The sequence below is a fragment of the Acinetobacter sp. WCHA45 genome (genome assembly GCF_002165255.2).
Lineage (GTDB): Bacteria > Pseudomonadota > Gammaproteobacteria > Pseudomonadales > Moraxellaceae > Acinetobacter.
Window position 1 is genome coordinate 1,478,404 of the sequence record NZ_CP028561.1, and the last position, 20,078, is coordinate 1,498,481.

16 protein-coding genes and 3 pseudogenes are annotated in these 20,078 nt (G+C 37.6%); 12 read left to right on the plus strand and 7 right to left on the minus strand.

Annotation, left to right across the window (positions count from 1 at the left end):
- Positions 1–8 precede the first annotated feature (8 nt).
- From CDG55_RS08560 to CDG55_RS08595, 8 genes and pseudogenes are all read left to right on the plus strand, one after another.
- Positions 9–704, plus strand: coding sequence for a GntR family transcriptional regulator (locus CDG55_RS08560; protein WP_005160135.1), 696 nt, complete (start codon positions 9–11; stop codon positions 702–704).
- A gap of 378 nt (positions 705–1,082) precedes the next feature.
- Positions 1,083–3,287, plus strand: coding sequence for an OsmC domain/YcaO domain-containing protein (locus CDG55_RS08565; protein ID WP_087535786.1), 2,205 nt, complete (start codon positions 1,083–1,085; stop codon positions 3,285–3,287).
- A gap of 70 nt (positions 3,288–3,357) precedes the next feature.
- Positions 3,358–3,429: pseudogene (locus CDG55_RS08570) on the plus strand (type 1 glutamine amidotransferase domain-containing protein); the annotation flags it as partial.
- A 165-nt stretch (positions 3,430–3,594) separates the two neighbouring features.
- Positions 3,595–5,727 carry a TonB-dependent siderophore receptor gene (locus CDG55_RS08575; RefSeq protein ID WP_087535785.1) on the plus strand — a complete coding sequence of 711 codons (2,133 nt, stop codon included), beginning with the start codon at positions 3,595–3,597 and terminating at the stop codon, positions 5,725–5,727.
- A 388-nt stretch (positions 5,728–6,115) separates the two neighbouring features.
- Entirely contained in the window at positions 6,116–7,108 is a 993-nt protein-coding gene (locus CDG55_RS08580) for a DUF1852 domain-containing protein (RefSeq protein ID WP_087535784.1), read from the plus strand.
- Positions 7,109–7,138: 30 nt separating this feature from the next.
- Entirely contained in the window at positions 7,139–8,167 is a 1,029-nt protein-coding gene (locus CDG55_RS08585) for a methionine synthase (protein WP_087535783.1), read from the plus strand.
- 151 nt (positions 8,168–8,318) lie between these two features.
- Entirely contained in the window at positions 8,319–8,810 is a 492-nt protein-coding gene (locus CDG55_RS08590; protein WP_005160147.1) for a flavin reductase, read from the plus strand.
- Positions 8,811–8,861: 51 nt separating this feature from the next.
- Positions 8,862–9,662, plus strand: a complete 801-nt coding sequence (locus tag CDG55_RS08595) for a sulfite exporter TauE/SafE family protein (RefSeq protein WP_087535782.1) — start codon at positions 8,862–8,864, stop codon at positions 9,660–9,662.
- Between the two features lie 103 nt (positions 9,663–9,765).
- On the opposite strand, the gene CDG55_RS08600 is transcribed toward CDG55_RS08595, so the two are convergent.
- On the minus strand, positions 9,766–10,464 hold the full coding sequence (locus CDG55_RS08600) for a DUF1826 domain-containing protein (protein WP_087535781.1): 699 nt from the start codon (positions 10,462–10,464) through the stop codon (positions 9,766–9,768).
- A 448-nt stretch (positions 10,465–10,912) separates the two neighbouring features.
- Between CDG55_RS08600 and CDG55_RS08605 the strand changes: the two genes are divergently transcribed.
- Both CDG55_RS08605 and CDG55_RS08610 read left to right on the plus strand, forming a co-directional pair.
- Positions 10,913–11,221, plus strand: coding sequence for a helix-turn-helix domain-containing protein (locus CDG55_RS08605; RefSeq protein ID WP_087535780.1), 309 nt, complete (start codon positions 10,913–10,915; stop codon positions 11,219–11,221).
- Positions 11,222–11,460: 239 nt separating this feature from the next.
- Positions 11,461–12,786: an ISNCY family transposase gene (locus CDG55_RS08610; RefSeq protein ID WP_001280601.1), complete on the plus strand. Its 1,326-nt coding sequence runs from the start codon at positions 11,461–11,463 to the stop codon at positions 12,784–12,786.
- Between the two features lie 81 nt (positions 12,787–12,867).
- Here the strand turns inward: CDG55_RS08610 and CDG55_RS15645 are convergent.
- Positions 12,868–13,127 (minus strand): annotated as a pseudogene (locus CDG55_RS15645) (helix-turn-helix transcriptional regulator); the annotation flags it as partial.
- A gap of 64 nt (positions 13,128–13,191) precedes the next feature.
- On the opposite strand from CDG55_RS15645, the pseudogene CDG55_RS15490 reads away from it, so the two are divergent.
- Positions 13,192–13,343: pseudogene (locus tag CDG55_RS15490) on the plus strand (flavodoxin family protein); the annotation flags it as partial.
- 59 nt (positions 13,344–13,402) lie between these two features.
- Here the strand turns inward: CDG55_RS15490 and CDG55_RS08625 are convergent.
- Entirely contained in the window at positions 13,403–14,149 is a 747-nt protein-coding gene (locus CDG55_RS08625; RefSeq protein WP_087537109.1) for a TenA family transcriptional regulator, read from the minus strand.
- Positions 14,150–14,490: 341 nt separating this feature from the next.
- Here CDG55_RS08625 and CDG55_RS08630 point away from each other — a divergent pair, with 341 nt between their 5' ends.
- Positions 14,491–15,720 carry a GGDEF domain-containing protein gene (locus tag CDG55_RS08630; RefSeq protein ID WP_087537108.1) on the plus strand — a complete coding sequence of 410 codons (1,230 nt, stop codon included), beginning with the start codon at positions 14,491–14,493 and terminating at the stop codon, positions 15,718–15,720.
- A gap of 67 nt (positions 15,721–15,787) precedes the next feature.
- Here the strand turns inward: CDG55_RS08630 and aroC are convergent, their stop codons facing one another.
- The 4 genes from aroC to CDG55_RS08650 all read right to left on the minus strand — a co-directional run bounded on the left by aroC (position 15,788) and on the right by CDG55_RS08650 (position 20,074).
- On the minus strand, positions 15,788–16,879 hold the full coding sequence (gene aroC / locus CDG55_RS08635; protein ID WP_087537107.1) for a chorismate synthase: 1,092 nt from the start codon (positions 16,877–16,879) through the stop codon (positions 15,788–15,790).
- A gap of 10 nt (positions 16,880–16,889) precedes the next feature.
- Positions 16,890–17,900, minus strand: coding sequence for a 50S ribosomal protein L3 N(5)-glutamine methyltransferase (prmB, locus tag CDG55_RS08640; protein ID WP_087537106.1), 1,011 nt, complete (start codon positions 17,898–17,900; stop codon positions 16,890–16,892).
- Positions 17,901–18,022: 122 nt separating this feature from the next.
- The gene (locus tag CDG55_RS08645) at positions 18,023–19,210 is read right to left on the minus strand and encodes a vWA domain-containing protein (RefSeq protein WP_005160186.1); all 1,188 of its coding nucleotides are present in this window, start codon (positions 19,208–19,210) and stop codon (positions 18,023–18,025) included.
- A 12-nt stretch (positions 19,211–19,222) separates the two neighbouring features.
- A complete protein-coding gene (locus CDG55_RS08650) occupies positions 19,223–20,074 on the minus strand; it encodes an AAA family ATPase (RefSeq protein ID WP_087537105.1) in 852 nt (283 codons plus the stop codon).
- Positions 20,075–20,078 lie beyond the last annotated feature (4 nt).

Sequence of the window (20,078 nt, forward strand, 5' to 3'; positions counted from 1 at the left end):
AAGGTTGCATGAAAGAAACCAAAATAAAAACAACAAAAAGCTCAGACAATTTGTCTGAGCTGGTTTACCAACGCATTAAGAATGATATCTTTGATTTCAAACTGATGCCGGGTGAACGTTTCACTGAATCTGAAGTTGCAAAGGCTTATGATGTAAGTCGTACCCCAATCCGACAAGCGCTGTATCGTTTGCAACAAGAGGGTTATGTTGATGTGAGTTTTCGTAGCGGTTGGCAAATCCGACCGCTCAATTTTCGATATTATGAAGAACTTTATGATGTGAGGATCGTATTAGAAAAAGATTCGATTCGTAAACTTTGTCAGATTGATCATCAAAACTCGGTTGAGTTATCCGTATTAAAAGATTTATGGTTGATTGAACCTCATCAATATCTAAAAGAAATTAAACAACTGTCACAACAAGATGAAGATTTCCATTGCGCTTTGGTTCGCGCCTCTGGCAATAATGAAATGGCAAGGATTCATCGTGACTTGAGCGAGCGAATCCGTATTATTCGGCGTTTAGACTTCTCTAAAGATTATCGTGTTGAAGCGACTTATCAGGAGCATCAGAAAATATTGGGTTATATTTTTAATCGTAAAGTAGATGAAGCCATTCAGGCGATTGAAGCACATATTATGCAAAGTCGTGATGAAGTGAAAAAAATTACTTTACAGATGTTGGATTCGAGTCAGTTTTATTAGGTTTTAAATAATAACCTTCCATAAGAGTCGTTAGATTTTTATAAATATATTTTTGAATACTTCAGCGTTCTTCATTAGATTATGAAAAGGCCCATCAAAAGATGGTTATGTGTGTCTAGAATTTTGGTGGCTATTCACTTGGAAGTAAGGCGGATTTAATTGTTCATAAATAGGCTAGAAAAACAGACAAAAGTTATCAATTACATAAAATACTTCTATAATAGCGCCCATTATGACTAGAGTCCGTTTTTTGTTCAGATGAATGAATGACTCTAGCTACTCTTTTTAAATCAATTTCTTATCCGCGATTCGGGTTATTGATCAATATTTGAAATTTTATGTGTCAGTGCTGACACATAAGAATATTTAGGTGCCAGCATGGAAATCAAGGTTAATTATCTCGACAATCTTCGACAAGAAGCCAAGTTCGATGATTTTACAGTTATCGCTGACCAACCCATTCGTTACAAAGGTGATGGTTCTGCACCAGGTCCATTTGACTACTTTTTAGCATCATCAGCATTATGTGCAGCTTACTTCGTTAAAGTATATTGTGCAGCTCGTGATATTCCGACTGATAATATTCGTTTGTCACAAAACAATATTGTTGATCCAGAAAACCGTTATAAACAAATTTTCAAAATTCAAGTTGAATTACCCGCTGATATTTCTGAAAAAGACCGTCAAGGCATCTTACGTTCAATTGATCGTTGTACCGTTAAAAAAGTAATTCAAACGGGTCCTGAATTTATCATTGAAGAAGTCGAAAGTATTGATGCGGATGCGCAAGCACTGTTGATGCCAAGTCTGACTTCAGAAAGCAGCACTTATATCGCAGGGAAAGATTTACCACTAGAAGAAACCATTGCCAACATGTCTAGTATTTTGGCGAATCTAGGGATGAAGATCGAAATTGCATCTTGGCGTAATATTGTTCCAAATGTCTGGTCTTTACATATCCGTGATGCACAATCACCAATGTGCTTTACTAATGGTAAAGGCTCTACCAAAGAAAGTGCTTTAGCATCAGCTTTAGGTGAGTTCATTGAACGTTTGAACTGTAACTTTTTCTATAATGATCAGTTCTGGGGTGAAGAAATTGCCAATGCAGAATTTGTACATTATCCAGACGAAAAGTGGTTCAAACCGGGTCCGAAAGGTAAATTACCAAAAGAAATTTTGGATGAATATTGCCTTGAAATTTACAACCCAGATAATGAATTACTGGGTACGCATTTATATGATACCAACTCAGGCAATACAGAGCGTGGTATTTGTTCGTTACCATTTGTGCGTCAGTCAGATAAGGAGATTGTGTATTTCCCATCGAATCTGATTGAAAACTTGTACCTAAGTAATGGAATGAGTGCAGGTAATACTTTGGCTGAAGCACAAGTTCAATGTTTATCTGAGATTTTTGAGCGTGCTGTCAAACGTGAAATTTTAGAAGGTGAAATTGCTTTACCTGATGTACCTCAAGAAGTATTAGCAAAATACCCAAGTATTGTGGCGGGCATCCAAGGTTTAGAAGAACAAGGTTTTCCTGTTTTAGTGAAAGATGCTTCTTTGGGCGGTGATTTCCCAGTGATGTGTGTGACACTGATGAATCCACGTACGGGAGGCGTATTTGCCTCATTCGGCGCACATCCAAGCTTTGAAATTGCGTTGGAACGTAGCCTAACCGAACTCTTACAAGGGCGTAGTTTTGAAGGTTTAAATGACCTACCTCAACCAACCTTCCAAAGTGAAGCAGTCACTGAACCAAATAATTTTGTTGAACACTTTATTGACTCAAGTGGCTTAGTTTCATGGCGTTTCTTTAGTGCAAAATCAGACTATGACTTTGTCGAGTGGGATTTCACCAATGATGGTGAAAATTCAAATGAAGAAGAAGCGGCTGAATTGTTTGGCATTTTGGAAGAAATGGGCAAAGAAGTATATATGGCTGTCTATGAGCATTTAGGTGCAACAGCATGTCGTATCTTAGTTCCAGATTATTCTGAAATTTATTTGGTCGAAGATTTAATTTGGGATAACACCAATAAAGCGTTGGCATTCCGTGAAGACATTTTAAATCTGCATCGTTTGGATCAGACTCAACTTGAAGCTTTGGTCGAACGTTTAGAAGAATGTGAATTAGATGACTATACTGAAATCGCGACCTTGATTGGAATTGAGTTTGATGACAATACCGTATGGGGACAGTTGACTATTCTTGAGCTAAAACTATTGATCTATATTGCATTAGAACAGTTTGAAGAAGCCAAAGAACTGGTTGAAACCTTCTTACAATACAATACCAATACCGTTGAACGTGGACTATTCTATCAATGCATGAACGTAGTACTTGAAGTATTGCTCGATGATGAGATGGAATTAGAAGACTATGAAGCGAATTTCCGTCGTATGTTTGGTAACGAACGTATGGATGCAGTTATCGGATCTGTTGAAGGGAATGTTCGTTTCTATGGTCTCACACCAACAAGTATGAAACTTGAAGGGCTTGATCGCCATTTACGTTTGATTGATAGCTATAAGAAATTGCATCAAGCGCGTGCAAAGGCTGTTGGAGTAGCTGTATAAATACAAGCTAAACGTTGAACCTTTAAAAAGTGCATGTTGATCATGCACTTTTATATCGTTAGTCCACTGTTGGAAAGACTACGATGTAATTTATTACACGGGTGGGCACGGCGTGATGTGGGATTTTTTAAATAATGCCGATTAAAAACATTTTGATCATATGCTCTGTCTCTACATACGGTATACAGAACATTTAAAAATATTAGATAGATGGTGGAAAACATACTTGTTCAATCATAGAAAATTGTGAATACTCATGCCCGAAAATTTAGACTATAAGATTATCTTTCGGGGTTAGGCAATTACTGTGAAAACATATCCATTTACATTTTCTCGTTTACACAAAGCATTACTGGCAGTTGGTTCATTTTCATGCCTAGGGCTAAGCTCAGTATTGGTACATGCTGAAGATGAAAATAAGGTATCCCAATTAGAAACAATCACAGTAAACGCCCAAGCAGCAGAAAGCGTATATTTTCAACCAAAGGTGAATTTATCTGGTTTTACTCAACAAAATATTGCTGAGATTCCTGCATCTATTCATGCCGTGACGGCTGAGCGAATTGCTGATCAACATGCGAAAACATTAACGGATGTTGTGAAAAACGATGCTGCGGTAGGTGATGGTTACGCCCCAATTGGCTATTACTCAAACTTTATGATGCGTGGTTTCGCACTGAACCTTGGTTCAAGCTACTTGCTCAATGGTAACTTACTTCGCGGTGAGCAAAATGTCGCACTTGAAAACAAAGAACAAGTCGAGATTTTAAAGGGTATAAGTGCCATTCAAAGTGGTATGTCAACACCTGCGGGTGTGGTTAATTATGTAAGCAAACGTCCTAAAGAAATCCGTTCAATAACCGTTGATGCAGATAGTCATGGCGGTAATCGTATCGCAGCGGACTTTGGTGGATTTTTAGATGAGCAGCAATTGGGTTATCGAATAAATTTGGCGCATGAGGAAATCCATCCGTATGTAGAACATGCCAATGGTAAACGCTTATTTGGTTCTTTAGCATTAGACTGGAATATATCAGATCGTTCAAAATTAGAACTTGATATCGAATCACAGCGTCAACGTCAGCGTTCAGTACCTGGTTATCAGTTGCTTGATGGTAAAACCGTACCTACTGGCGTAGAGTGGGATCGTTTACTTGGCTATCAAAGTTGGAGCCAACCTGTCATTAACCAAAGTTTAAACACAGGCTTAAAATATAATTACCAAATCAATAAAGATTGGTCAGCAAATCTAAGTGCTTCTCAAAGTCGTGTTGTGGTGGATGATTATTCAGCGTTTGCCTATACCTTTGATCAAAATGGTAACTATGATATTTATGACTTCCGCAGTCCTGATGACAGTTACCTGACCAATCAATTTAAAGCAGGCTTAAATGGTCAATTTAGTACAGGATCATGGCAACATAAGTTGAGTTTAGAATTATCACAAACTTATAAACGACATGCGCAATACGATGCGATTAACCAAGCTGTCGGTACAGGGAATATTTACACTGATACTGTGGACTTTGCTCCATCAGGCGCAGTTTTCGGCAATCACTACAAATCTTTAAACAGTCAGCAAACAGCATTAAATTTAATTGATCAAGTTGAATTTAATACAGCATGGTCAATTCTAGCAGGCGGAAAACTACTGCATTTAAATGAAGATGCTTATAATGCATCTGGTAATAATATTCGTGACACTAACTTTAATCGCTTTTTACCTCAATTTGCTGTGATGTATCAGCCTTGGGAAAAGACTCATATCTATGCTTCTTATGCCAAAGGATTAAGTGACGGCGGACAAGCGCCGTGGTTTGCAAACAATCCTTCTGTGACATTAGCACCTAAACATTCAGCGCAATATGAATTGGGATTTAAGCAGCAGTGGCAAGATTTATTTTTTTCAGCTGCATTATTTGATTTAAAACAAGATAATCAACATACCAATACTTCAAATGATTTCGTAAAAGATGGTGAACAACATAACCTCGGCTTAGAACTTGGTCTACAAGGGCGTATTGGTCAAAACCTAGATATGACATCGACTTTAGCATTGACCCGTTCACGCTTAAAAGATATACAATCATCTGAATATGATGGTCATCAAACTCAAAATGTACCAACTGTACGTTTGGCGAGTTATATCTCATACCAAGTTCCCCAAGTTGAAGGATTACGTTTACTCGCTGGCATACAATACAGTAGCAGTAAATATGCCAATAAAATAGGCAGCGTAAAAGTTCCAAGCTACACAGTTTTTAATACTGGTGCAGCTTATAACTTTAAAGCTAATGGCTATGAAAACACGTTAAGATTCAATGTTGATAATCTATTTAATAAAAAATATTGGCGAGATGTCGGTAGCTTCTTTGGTGATGATTATTTATTCCTAGGCGCTCCACGCACTGCACAATTTTCTTGGACGGTGAATTTTTAAATCCAATTCACTGATATGAATAAAGACGATCTGACTTAAAATTAGATCGTCTTTTTTACGAGATTCTGCTATTGGATTAATAAAATTCAAGTTTTTATATCGTTGTAAACAAAAAATAGAAACGAAACATTGTATGTCATCATCTAAAGAATAATTCCAAATTACAAACACTCCCTTATAGCAATAATTCAATCAATATCCTGAGAGTTTTTCAGCTCATGATGAAGCTCGTTCAGGTTAGAGCACTGAAACCCATAAAAACACACAACAATGAATTTTATTCATCTTTTTGTTAGATTAAATCATTTTTATTCATGTGATGATTCGAGTATAAATTACAACATAAAGAAGTTTACGGTTTATCGCAAAAATTAGGATACCAATCATCATGAGTAAAGAGTTTGCATGTTCAATTAAACGCATTCGTTTTGATGAAAACTATCAACCAGCGGATAGCACACGTCTAACGACTAATTTTGCCAACTTAGCACGCGGTGAAAGTCGAGAGCAGAATCTTCGTAATACACTTCGAATGATTAATAATCGTTTCAATGCTTTAGCACAAACTGATAATCCGAATGGTGACCGTTATTCACTTGAAATTGATATTATTTCTGCAGATTTAGATATTGAAGGTAATGGTAAAACTTTTCCAATCATTGAAATGCTGAAAAGCACCATTACCGATCACCATACCAATCAACGTATTGAAGGCATGATTGGCAATAGTTTCTCGTCTTATGTACGTGATTATGATTTTAGTGTGGTACTGAAAGAACATAATAAAGAGAACTCAACTTCGTATGCACCCGAAGGTTTCGGTGATTTACACGGTAAGCTTTATCAATATTTAGTTAATTCAGATACTTTTAAGGCTGAATTTAATCAACAACCTGTCATTTGTTTAAGTGTTTCAACAGCGAGGACTTATCAGCGTACTGTTAATGAGCATCCAGTTTTAGGTGTTGAATATAAGCAAGATCAATATTCACGTACAGATGAATATTTCCATAAAATGGGCTTACAGGTTCGCTTCTTCATGCCGAAAGGAAGTGTTGCGCCTTTAGCATTCTATTTTGCGGGTGATTTATTACGTGATTACACCGATTTTGAACTGATTAGCGCAATTAGCACGATGGAAACTTTCCAAAAGATCTACCGTCCTGAAATTTACAATGCAAATTCTTCAGCAGCACAAGTGTATCAAGCAAGTTTAGAGTACCCAGATTACTCATTAACACGAATCGTTTACGACCGTGTAGAGCGTGGTCAATTGGCAGTAAAACAAGGTAAATGGACGGAAGAAAACTTTATCAAACCTTATCAAAACATCCTTGAACAATGGGCTGCTAACTACACCGTACAAAGTAACGCTGCTTAATTTACCTAAAATAGAGATAGAAGATTTAAAATGGCAATTTTATTACCAACATCAACGGCTGGCAGCTTACCGAAACCTTCATGGCTTGCAGAACCTGAAAAACTTTGGTCACCTTGGAAATTAGAGGGTGAGGCATTAATCGAAGCGAAGCAAGATGCTCTGCGTTTATCTCTACAAGAACAGATCCATGCGGGAATTGATATTGTGAGCGATGGTGAGCAAACTCGCCAACATTTTGTCACCACATTTATCGAGCATCTTGATGGTGTAGATTTTGAGAAGCGTGAAACAGTTCGTATCCGTAATCGTTATGATGCAAGTGTTCCATCTGTAGTCGGTGCAGTCTCTCGCCAAAAGCCAGTTTTCGTGGAAGATGCCAAGTTTTTACGTAGCCAAACAACACAACCAATCAAATGGGCGCTTCCAGGTCCAATGACTATGATTGATACGTTATATGATGGTCATTATAAAAGCCGTGAAAAACTGGCTTGGGAATTTGCCAAGATTCTTAATCAGGAAGCACTTGAATTAGAAGCTGCGGGTGTCGACATTATCCAATTTGATGAACCTGCATTTAATGTATTCTTTGATGAAGTGAATGATTGGGGTGTTGCAACCTTGGAAAGAGCACTTGAAGGTCTTAAATGTGAAACAGCCGTCCATATCTGCTATGGCTATGGCATCAAAGCCAATACAGATTGGAAAAAGACGTTGGGTTCAGAGTGGCGTCAATATGAAGAAGCCTTTCCTAAGCTTCAACAATCTAAAATTGATATCGTTTCGCTAGAATGCCAAAACTCTCGCGTACCAATGGATCTAATTGAACTAATTCGCGGTAAAAAAGTGATGGTAGGTGCGATCGATGTTGCTACTAATAATATCGAAACACCTGAAGAAGTTGCCGATACCTTAAGAAAAGCTTTGCAATTTGTTGATGCTGACAAACTTTATCCATCTACTAACTGTGGAATGGCGCCTTTATCTCGTCAAGTAGCACGCGGTAAGCTGAATGCCTTAAGTGCAGGTGCAGAAATTATCCGAAAAGAGCTCGCCGTTTAGTATTTAGCAATTAGGAAATATCGAATGGGCTACTTATTAATTTAGTTAGCAGCCCATTCGGTTTGAAATGATTTAGATGTGCAAATGTGACGCAAGTGTGTCTTAGGTCTTAATCTAAAGAAAAGCTACAGTTCAATTTAGGAATCAGATGATGATTGAAGCAAATGACTTTAGAAATGCGATGTCTTTACTGACAAGTGCAGTGAATGTGGTGACTACAGCGGGAGCATCTGGTCGTCATGGATTTACCGCATCTGCTGTATGTAGCGTTACGGATACACCTCCGACATTATTGGTGTGTATGAATACAGCCTCTAGGTCACATGCACATTTTATTGAAAATGAAACTTTAACTGTGAATGTTCTAGGCGCGCAACATCAGCATATTTCTAATGTGTTTTCCTCTAAGTTGACGTCTGAAGAGCGGTTTAAACATGGAACTTGGACTAAATTAAAAACAGGTGCACCTGTTTTAGAGGACGCTCTTGTTAGTTTTGATTGTCAGATTGAACAAATTCAGGAAGTAGGAACACATACTATTTTTATTTGCCGTACAGTTGCTATTCAAAAAAGTCAGCATGAACATAGTCTGGTGTATTTTAATCGTGCTTATCACCAAGTAGGTGAGACTGAAGTTGCTTAAACCAACATTCGCTATTCATCTAATATTAACCTTCAATCAAGTAAGTATGTCGTGGAATTAATCATTTTTTTAGCTATAGGTGCATTAGCGGGATTCGCTGCTGGACTTTTTGGTGTAGGTGGTGGGCTGATCATTGTACCGCTTTTATATGTTGTCTTTACACAAATGGGCTATGATCCTGAAGTTGTGATGCATCTTGCTTTGGGTACTTCATTAGCCACGATTATTGTGACGTCTATCAGCTCATTAATGGCGCATAATAAAAATGGTGCAGTCATTTGGACTGTATTCAAAAATCTGACTCCTGGTTTAGTCATTGGGTCATTTTTTGGTGCGGGTATTGCAGGATTACTATCAAGGGAACACTTGCAACTGATTATTGGTGTTTTTGTGATTTGGGTTGCATACCAAATGTTTATTGGAGCCAAAAAAGTAATAGATCAGAATAAAGTCCTTCCATCAACGACTAAACAGGTGTTCGCAGGTACAGGAATAGGCATAGCATCAGCAATTTTTGGTATTGGTGGAGGTAGTCTAACCGTACCTTATTTAAATCATCACGGTGTAGTCATGCAAAAAGCAGTTGGAACATCTGCTGCATGTGGCTTACCTATCGCAATCGCAGGTGCGCTAGGGTTTATGTTATTTGGTATGAAAGAACAAATAAATGTTCCGAATAGCATTGGTTTTGTTCATATTTATGCATTTCTGGGTATCAGTGCGATGAGCTTTTTCACTGCAAAGCTAGGTGCCAAAGTGGCACATGCTTTATCACCTCAAATGTTAAAAAAATGCTTTGCTGTACTACTGTTGTTTGTCGGATGTTTTTTCCTGTTTAAAGGGATATTTTAGAATTAAGTGAATCTCTTTCTGGCTAATAAAAGCCCATCATGTATGGGCTTTTATGTACTAGAGTTTAATAGATTTATTTTTTAACCATTTGAAATATAAATAATTAACAAATTAAGAGTAGTCTATATTCGCCTTCATTTTCAATAGGTGCCCTATGAACACAAGGTAAAACGTGCTGCATTGGGTGATCAACTGCTAGACGCCAAAGATGTCCTAAACCTAAGTTTAAAGGTCTTGCATCAGGAAGCGGCTGGTAATGTAAATCGAAGAAATAATCTTGTAGAAAACTTTCAAACTCAGCTTCTGAGCCATGATGTAATTCTTTCAGTTTCTCTCTGATTTCGGGAATCAAAACTTTTTGCTTAACTTGATCGCTTGGCAAAATTTCACTTGCTGCGCCGTAATAAGTACATAAAAAAGTATCAGTTGGGATAGGGGAACGATCAACATGAAATGAATACACATCAGTTGAAATAAAATTTAACTCATCATCACGTTCGTAATTTTGAATTAAGTTAAGGGTAGGTGAAGCTCCGAAATCACTTAATAGCTGCATATCTTTTAAGATGATTTCTCTTGCTAAATGACCTTGTTCGGAAAGTTGCAAAGCCAATAAATCATCAACCGAAACCTCAGTGATATTTTCCTTTAGTTCAAGCTGTTTTACGATTTCTTGAAAATCTCCATTCAGGTTTCTATACCAACAAATCGCATTTCTATCTGCTTGAAAATTAGAACCGACAAGTTCGGAGAAACTAGAAACCATGCTAATTTGCTTGTGGTCAGAAAATGCATTCTTCATAAAAAGAAGTTTATCAAAAAGAAATTATGTTTAATGATACACAGTTCGATCACGTTAACAACGATAGGTTGAATCGTATTTTTCAAACATTTATCTTTTCATACCTTATAACAATGAAATAAAGTGTTTTAAATAGATACTGAGAATGATACTTTCCATAAATCGTTATGAGCAAATTTATGCTCAAAAACTTACATAAAAAAGAATTTTGCGCAAATATCTTCACAAATATAAAAAAATAGAGTACTTTTGAGAAAATAATTGCTCATTCATATCAATGAAGAAATTAACAATACAGGCGTTACTTGATCAAAGTTGGTTTGATATTGCTGAACTTACGCTATTAGAACCGAAACTAGGCTCAGCAAGCGCTAGTGAATTAGCTTACGAGTATGCCAGCGCTTTCATTCGACTATGTTGAAGCTAAATTAGAAAGATGAGAACTATTATGAATATAAAAAATCAGACTCAAGATCGTCAGCAAGTTCTTATTGATCTATATATGCAGTACTTATTGAATGAAATAACATTAGGACAATTATTGACGTATTTACGAAAAAACATTCTGAGTATGTCTCAGGAACAATATGCAAATTTAGTCGGCATAAGTCGCAGGACATTAACTGATATTGAGCAAGACAAAGGAAAACTTACTCAATCTGTTTTAGATAAGGTCTTTAAACCACTTGGGTTGAAAGCAGGACTTGTACCAACTCATGAGCACATTGTGAGAAAGATTATGAAACCATCAGAATGAGATCAATGGCTCAGTAACGTGATGTATAATCTTAGATCATCACATTACTAAGCTATGACAACAAACAGTATTGTGTAGGCCACAGTCTTAGATATTCTATTTAACATAATATACATTATACGCAATTATTATTGTAACTCCAAAATAGAAATGTCCGGTTTCTCCAAAGTAAAAATGTCCGCTTTTAGAATATGCACTTTTGCAATTTCGTTAGCGGACGGTTTGATATGTTGGTGTCTATGTCGGATAAAGAACTTAAACGATTGTCGGTCTTGCAAGAAATCTGTGATCAACGCATAACTCAATCCCAGGCTGCTCAGCTACTTCATATTTCAGAACGTCAGATCAGACGCTTACTGCAGAAATACAAAGCTCAAGGTCCCGCTGCATTAGCCCATGCCGGTCGTGGCCAAATCAGCAATTCCAAACTTCCTGAAGAACTCAGACTCAAGTGCCTCAATATTGTTTCTGACCAACTCCATGGTTTCGGACCCACTTTAGCGCATGAAAAGCTCACCACCGTACATGGATTCGATCTTTCAGTAGAAACCCTGCGTTCCTGGATGATTGCAGCTGACTTATGGATTCCTCGATCCAAGCGCCTGAAACGCCCGTATCAGCCTCGTTACAACCGGGATTGCTTTGGTGAACTGATCCAAATTGATGGCTCATATCATGACTGGTTTGAAGGACGCGCTGCTAAATGCTGTCTGCTGGTGTTTATCGATGATGCTACAGGAAAATTGCAGCATTTACGCTTCTGTGAATCAGAATCAGCCTTTGATTATATGATTTCAACACGCTTGTATGTTGAGCAGCATGGTAAGCCGTTGGCATTTTACAGCGACAAACATTCAGTCTTCAGGGTGAATCAAAGCAGCAAGAAAGACACCAAGATTACCCAGTTTGGACGCGTACTCAGTACCCTGAATATCGATATCATCTTCGCCAATTCACCACAGGCCAAAGGCCGTGTGGAACGTGCCAACAGAACCCTTCAGGACCGTCTGATCAAGGAGATGCGTCTGGAAGGTATCAGCTCGATTGAGCAAGCTAATGCCTGGCTACCCTGCTTCATTGAGCAGTTCAATCAGAAGTTCGCCAAGATGGCTTTTAATCCTAAGGATCTACATCGGCCTATCACTGAAACAGCCGAAGAATTAGATGATATTTTTACTTGGCGTGAACCCCGCAGAGTCACGAATAGCCTGACGATTACTTATGATAAATGCGTATATCTCCTGGAAAACACCGAAGAAAATCAAAGGTTGATCGGTAAGTATCTTGAGTTCCTGGAATACCCGGATGGTACTGTAGCCCTCATGCATGATGGCCGAAAGATCAATTACAGCCTCTTCGATAAATTAAGTCAGCTGAATCAGCGAGAGATTGTTGAGAATAAACGGTTGGGTGCTGTTCTGAATCATATCCAACAACAGCATGAAGAACTGGAACAACAAAACAAACGCAATCGTTCTCAAAAGATGCCAAGCAGACGTGCACAGAAAATAGCAATCAAAGAACGAAATCTAAATCCTGTGCTTGACTTGGAATTGTCCATATAGGACATTTCTATTTGGTTATTAGGTAGGACATTTCTACTTAGGAATAACATATTATAACATTAGTTAGATAGTCTATTTTCTTTATTTTGGTATTCTATAGTTACTTGGCGTCATATTTGTCCACTTTTTAAAAGCACGTGAAAATGAGAAATATCTGCATAGCCTAAAAGATTTGAAATCTCTTGAATGGATAAATTTATTTTCTTTTAAAAGAGCTTTTGCTTTTGCCTGACGGCTTTCACTAAGTAAGATTTGAAATGTTTTTTTTCATTTGCAAGTTGACGTTGTAAAGTTCTATCAGTTAAACCAAGATGCTTAGCGATTTGGTTCAACGACAAAAATTGCTGTAATTCTGCTTTAGAAGTTCTTTATTAAATATTAAATGATATTGATCAGCACCAAACTTTTATTGCCTACCATGTCCCATATATCACAGATGAAGAACGAGAAAAAATTCTTATTCGTTTTGAAGAATACATAGTTAATCTAGACAACTTAATGCACCACTGGAGTTCTCTAAATTAAAGAATTTCTACGATAAAATGAATCCAGTTTAAAAAATTAAATAAAAACTGCTACTTAGTACCCCAACTAAATAGCAGTTTATTCGGTATTTTTAATTATTATTTTGTAACTTGTAACACTCATCTAAAGCCAGCTCATAATAAGCCAAGCCTTCTTTCGCTGCTAAAAAAGCTTTTCTCTGAGAAACTGGATCTTTATCGCATAATCTCTTAATCAGCTCCATCGCCTCATAAGGATGTAGATCATCATAGTGTGCATGAGCTCTTAACCATGCCAATGATCTTTTATTAATATTTACTTCTGGTGTTTCTGTATAAGCTTGTATTCCTTTATAAACATGAATGGTCCAATCGCCTGTCGCCCACTCTATTGCTAAATTTGTTGCAGCAATACTCTCCGCTAAACTTCCCCTAAAATTTACATCCCATAAAAAATGATTGATTGCATTTATTGCTACTGGTGGTCTAACTTCATTCAACATTTCAGTCGTTATGCCAAAACCCTTCGCCCAATCTTGATACCAATGTAAATGTCTTTCTTCAACTTTGATATTTTGAATTAACCAATCTCTAGTCTCAGTTACACCATCTAAAGAAAAAGCCGTCGCTTTAGCTAAAGCACCTGCCATATATGATGGAAAATGAGCAACCAAAGGATAAAAATTTAATAATGCTGACCGAAAGCATTCTAAATTTAGGCTACCGCTTGCCATATTTAAAAATAAAGGGTGCTTGCTTACTCGTTCTTTTGCAGGAACAAGTTCATCCCAAAATTGTTGTGCCCATTCTGAGTGAGGTGTTATTTCTAGTTTTGTTCCATATTGCTTCATAACAGTCATTTCGATCCGTCCTATTTCGTATGACTTATTTCAATTATTTTCCACGATTGCTGCTTATTTTTATAGCTAGATTTAATCGTAATACAATTAATATACAATGATCGTTATTTAATTTGTAAAATTTTTTATCTGTTCAGCATTTTATTAAGTTTAATCATTATATTAGTTGCTAATACATTCATATTACACCCGAAAAATATAGAATACTGGCAATAAAATCTGATTATCATAAAAAATGATTAATTTTATATAATCCAATACACATTTTATTTAATACAGTGTAACGTAGTTAACAATCCCTATTTACATTTATAAGAACATTGGGGGCGATGAGAGATAAGATGAAGTTAAAAGCATCCAACTTACTCGGGCAAGAACAGATTGACTTGTTAATTTCTCGCGGACTAAATTTAGTTTGGTTTCCTAAAGAATTAGAAGTCATTTATAAAGATCAGTATAAAAATGAAGCTGCACATGAATTCCGTTACCGTGCACCAATCATTCTATTCTTCTATTTATATTTAAGTTTTGGTACTTATCAAGTTCTACCTACAGAGCTACGCACTGCATGGATCGCGTACTACGGTTGGGTGGGCATGATAATTGTTTTTGCATGGTTACTTGCTTTCATTCCATCAATGAATAGATGGTTTGATTACTATGTTTGCTTAGGCTCTACAGGTGCCGTCGCTCTTACTTTCACGTTAATTAATGTATTTGAACATGGCCAGAATAACGTTCTTTTTCATGCTGCCATGATGTATGCCGTGGTCATTATATATGGCTTCGTTGGTATGCGATTTTATACAGCGATGTTTGCTGGTTGGTCTGGTGGTTTAATTGGTATTGCCATTAGTGTTTGGCTTAATGGATCAATTGATTGGACTTACTTAAATCGAACTTATACTTTTAGTAGCTTTCTAGGAATGGCTTTAGCTTATGCAATAGATCGGCAACATAGAGAGAATTATCTACAAGACTGTATGATCGAACTAAATCGATTAGAGCTTATGCGTCAGGCGCAACAACTTTCAATTTTATCTCAACAAGATGCTTTAACTGGTTTAGCGAACCGTAGATACCTCGATGAAGTTCTTGAAAATGAGTGGAAACGCTCAATCCGTCATGAAGTTCCTATCACAATCATGATGATCGATATCGATTTTTTTAAACTATACAATGATACATTAGGCCATATTCAGGGGGATCAATGTCTTAGACGAATTGCCATTTTGCTGGGTTCAATCTCATCGCGAAGTGGAGATCTTGCGGCACGTTATGGCGGTGAAGAGTTCTTACTTTTATTTTCCATGACGGATAAAGATCAAGCACTGATACAAGTTCAACGTTTAATGCAATTAATGCAAAATATAGGGATTGCACATCCTAGAAGTAATGTCTCTAAATATGTAACGATCAGTGTGGGTGTTGCAACAACAACTCCTCATCTTAATGACAGCCTATCAGAGTTTATTTCTCAAGCAGATCATGCTTTGTATGTAGCAAAAAATAATGGTAGAAATCAATATCATGTTGCAACGAGTGAAAATGTAATTTCTGAGACTTTATAAGATGAATTTTTTATTATTAAAAAACATACTTGCGCGCAAAGTGTCGCAAGTATGTGAAAAATTAAAATTATGGCTCGATTGGTTGGAATGGAACTACAACATCAGCATTTTGAGCACGATGTCTTAAAAAATGATCCATTAGAACAATTGCTAACATTGCTTCAGCAATTGGAGTCGCTCGAACGCCCACACAAGGATCATGACGACCCTTGGTTAACACATCTGTGTTTTCTCGATCAATTGTAATGGTTTTACCAGGAGTGGTAATACTTGCGGTTGGTTTTAAAGCAATCGCGACACGAATCGTTTGACCACTTGAAATACCACCAAGTATTCCACCAGCATGATTTGCAAGGAAACCATCTGTGGTTAATTCATCACGAGTTTCGTGACCAAACTGTCCAGCAACTGCAAAACCATCCCCAATCTCAACACCTTTAACCGCATTGATACTCATCATAGCGTGAGCAATATCCGCATCCAGACGATCAAAAACAGGCTCACCCCAACCCACTGGAACCTTTTCAGCAATAATTTCCAATTTTGCACCACAACTAGTGCCTTGCTCACGCAATGCTGTGACTAATTGCTCGAAGCGAGGAACAGCATCAACATCACCACAGAAAAATGGATTATTTAGCACTTCAGCCCAATCTAACTTTTCTGCAATTTCATTCCCGATCTGTGTTACATGCCCGCGGATATCAATACCAAATTTTTCTGCCAAATACTTTTTAGCAATCGCACCTGCCGCAACACGCATTGCTGTCTCACGTGCACTTGAGCGACCACCACCACGATAATCACGGAAACCATATTTTTGAGTATAGGTATAATCAGCATGACCAGGACGGAATGTTTGGGCAATATTACCGTAGTCTTTTGATTTTTGATCTGTATTACGAATCAATAAACCAATTGATGTACCCGTAGTTTTGCCTTCAAAAACACCAGAAATAATTTCAACTTGATCAGGCTCTTTACGTTGCGTTGCAAACTTAGAAGTACCCGGCTTGCGGCGATCCAAATCTTTTTGTAAGTCTGCTTCGCAAAGTTCTAGTCCCGGTGGTACGCCATCTACAATTGCCATCAAGCCAGCACCATGTGATTCACCACAGGTGGTTACCCGAAAAAGTTGACCAATACTATTGCCTGCCATTTTCAGCCCCTTAATTTTGAATAGATTGCTGGAATATATCTTTATAACGGCGGCATTGTTCCGCAGTTAATGCAAAAATACCAGAACCACCTTTTTGGAATGTAAGCCAATGGAAATCAACAGTATTAAAGTTTTGACGCATCGCCCATTCTGAATTACCGACTTCAATGACGATTAAACCATCTTCTGTCAAATAGTCAGCAGCTTGCGCTAACATTTTACGAACCAAATCCAAACCATCTTGACCAGCAGCAAGTGCAAGCTCCGGCTCGTGTAAGAATTCTTCTGGTAAATCTGCCATATCCTCTGCGTCTACATATGGAGGATTACTTACGATTAAATCATATTGATTTTCAGCAGGAATTTTTGCAAACAAATCAGACTCAAGTAATGCGACTTGATATTGCTTATCATGGTGTTCAGCATTAATTGATGCGACTTCCAAAGCTTCTTTGGAAATGTCTGTTGCATCCACTTCAGAATCTGGGAATGCATAAGCTAAAGCGATTGCAATACAGCCAGAACCCGTACACATGTCTAAAATACGTTGTGGCGTTTTCGGATTCGTGTTTTCTGGTAAATTATTCAATGCTTCGAGCATTTGACCATTTTCATTCAAACAATATGGTGCAAATCGTTGTTCAATCAATTCAGCAATTGGCGAACGCGGAATGAGTACACGTTCATCTACATAATAAGGTTTATTACAGAAATATGCCAAATTTAATAAATATGAGGTTGGAATACGATCATTGATGCGACGTTCTAATAGACTTAAAAATTCTGCTTTTTCAGTTGGTAGTAATTTTGCATCTAATATTTCTGCATCAGCTTTCCATTCTAGGGAAAGTGTTTGCAAAACAAGTGCAGAGCTTTCCGCAAAATAATCTTCAGTACCTTGACCTAAGTGTGCATCATATTGACGAAGTGCGGTTACACCAAAACGAATAAAATCTCGAATGGTTACTAAATTTTCAGCCGCTTCTTGTAAATGTTCAGGGCTGATTGTAGGTCGCTCCACTTAGGCGTCTCCAAAAGTGCTAATTGCAAAAACGCTTTATTCTAACGGGATTAGCATCTATTTAACAGAAAAAAAACCGCCTCTATACAGAAGCGGTCATTATAAAGTATTCATATGAATTTTTAACGTGACAAATAACGCGTCATATCTTCAATGCCTTTTAGTGTCATTGGGTACATATGATTTTCAAAAATTTCTTTGATCCAGTTAATGGTCTGGGTGTAATGCCAGTAACCTTCCATTTCAGGGTTTAACCAAGCGGTTTTGTCAAAATGCTGACGTAAACGTCTAAGCCATACCTCGCCCGACTCATCATTCATGTATTCAACTGAACCACCTGCCGACTTGAGTTCGTATGGTGCCATACTGGCATCGCCAACAACAATTACACGATAGTCGCGACCGTAAGTATGGAATAAATCCCATGTATTCATACGAGTTGAACTACGGCGATGGTTGTCTTTCCAAACATAATCATAGAGACAATTATGGAAATAGAAATATTCTAAGGTTTTGAACTCAGACTTCGCCGCACTAAATAATTTTTCACACTCAGCGATATAGGCATCCATTGAACCACCAACATCAAACAGCATCAGCACTTTAATACGATTACGCCGTTCAGGAACCAATTGCACATCCAAAATACCCTGCTTAGCGGTTTCACGAATAGTCCCATCAACATCAAGCTCTTCAGCCGCGCCTTGACGCGCAAACTTACGTAATCGGCGTAATGCAATTTGCATCTGACGTGTTCCCAAAACTTGATCATCATCAAGATTTTGGTATTTACGCTGCTCCCATACTTTTACCGCTGAACGTTTACGCCCTGGCCCACCTATTCGGACACCTTCTGGATGATCGCCAAAAGCACCAAAAGGTGAAGTTCCGCCAGTGCCAATCATACGATTGCCACCCTGATGTTTTTTATGCTGTTCACGTAAACGTTCTTCCAACATTTTCATCAGTTCTTCTAAAGAACCTGCTTTTTGTAGTTCAGCACGTTGCTCTGGTGTCAGATGTTTTTCTAAGAGTTCTAGGTCAAACCAGTCTTTAGGTAACTTGTGAACTTGTTTAAGTAGTTCATCTAGATCAAAAGTTTCAATGCCATCAAAATAATCTTTCATGGCACGATCGAATTTATCAAAGAAACGTTCATCTTTGACTAAAACTGTTTTAGCCAACTGATAGAATTCTTCCTGATCTGCAAATACTAGACCTGATGCAACCGCTTGGTTGAGATCAATCAACTCACGAGTTGTAACAGGTACACCATATTTACGTAAGGTGTAAAACAATCGCACAAACATGTGATTACACTCTTAGCGGCGTGACATAAAAGCTAAACGTTCAAGTAATTGTACATCTTGTTCATTTTTAATAAGCGCACCATACAATGGTGGGATTGCTTTAGATTTATCATGATTGCGCAATACGTCTTCAGGCATATCATCTGCCATAAGCAAGCTTAACCAGTCAATTAACTCTGATGTTGATGGTGGTTTTTTTAAATTCGTGACTTCACGTAATTTAAAGAATATTTGCAATGCTTCACTGACCAAAGTATTCGAAATATTTGGAAAATGCACTGCAATAATTTCACGCATCGTTGCTTCATCAGGAAATTCGATATAATGAAAGAAGCAGCGACGCAAGAATGCATCTGGTAATTCTTTTTCATTATTCGAAGTAATAATCACAATTGGGCGTTGTGTTGCGGTAATGGTTTCACCAGTCTCGTAAACATAAAACGACATTTTGTCGAGTTCATGCAATAAGTCATTCGGGAACTCGATATCTGCTTTGTCAATTTCATCAATTAACAATACACAACGTTCTTCACTCGTAAATGCTTCCCACAATTTACCCGGTTTAATATAGTTTTTAATGTCATAGACTCGGTTATCACCTAACTGGCTATCACGCAAGCGAGAAACTGCGTCATATTCATACAAACCTTGCTGAGCTTTGGTTGTTGATTTGATATGCCAAGTAATTAGTTTTAGACCTAAACTTTCTGCAACTTGTTCTGCAAGTAATGTTTTACCTGTACCTGGCTCACCTTTCACCAATAATGGTTTTTGTAAAGCACGCGCGGCTTTTACCGCAAGTTTCAGGCTGTCAGTTGCAATATATTGATCTGTACCAGTGAAGTGTTGTGTATCAGCAGACATTTGA

Excerpts from the sequence above, each read along its gene's own strand:
- CDG55_RS08560 (WP_005160135.1), top strand. The coding sequence starts at position 9 with ATGAAAGAAACCAAAATAAAAACAACAAAAAGCTCAGACAATTTGTCT.
- CDG55_RS08565 (WP_087535786.1), top strand. The coding sequence starts at position 1,083 with ATGGAAATCAAGGTTAATTATCTCGACAATCTTCGACAAGAAGCCAAG.
- CDG55_RS08580 (WP_087535784.1), top strand. The coding sequence starts at position 6,116 with ATGAGTAAAGAGTTTGCATGTTCAATTAAACGCATTCGTTTTGATGAA.
- CDG55_RS08585 (WP_087535783.1), top strand. The coding sequence starts at position 7,139 with ATGGCAATTTTATTACCAACATCAACGGCTGGCAGCTTACCGAAACCT.
- CDG55_RS08590 (WP_005160147.1), top strand. The coding sequence starts at position 8,319 with ATGATTGAAGCAAATGACTTTAGAAATGCGATGTCTTTACTGACAAGT.
- CDG55_RS08600 (WP_087535781.1), bottom strand. The coding sequence starts at position 10,464 with ATGAAGAATGCATTTTCTGACCACAAGCAAATTAGCATGGTTTCTAGT.
- CDG55_RS08605 (WP_087535780.1), top strand. The coding sequence starts at position 10,913 with ATGAATATAAAAAATCAGACTCAAGATCGTCAGCAAGTTCTTATTGAT.
- CDG55_RS08610 (WP_001280601.1), top strand. The coding sequence starts at position 11,461 with ATGTCGGATAAAGAACTTAAACGATTGTCGGTCTTGCAAGAAATCTGT.
- CDG55_RS08625 (WP_087537109.1), bottom strand. The coding sequence starts at position 14,149 with ATGACTGTTATGAAGCAATATGGAACAAAACTAGAAATAACACCTCAC.
- CDG55_RS08630 (WP_087537108.1), top strand. The coding sequence starts at position 14,491 with ATGAAGTTAAAAGCATCCAACTTACTCGGGCAAGAACAGATTGACTTG.
- aroC (WP_087537107.1), bottom strand. The coding sequence starts at position 16,879 with ATGGCAGGCAATAGTATTGGTCAACTTTTTCGGGTAACCACCTGTGGT.
- CDG55_RS08645 (WP_005160186.1), bottom strand. The coding sequence starts at position 19,210 with ATGTTTGTGCGATTGTTTTACACCTTACGTAAATATGGTGTACCTGTT.
- CDG55_RS08650 (WP_087537105.1), bottom strand. The coding sequence starts at position 20,074 with ATGTCTGCTGATACACAACACTTCACTGGTACAGATCAATATATTGCA.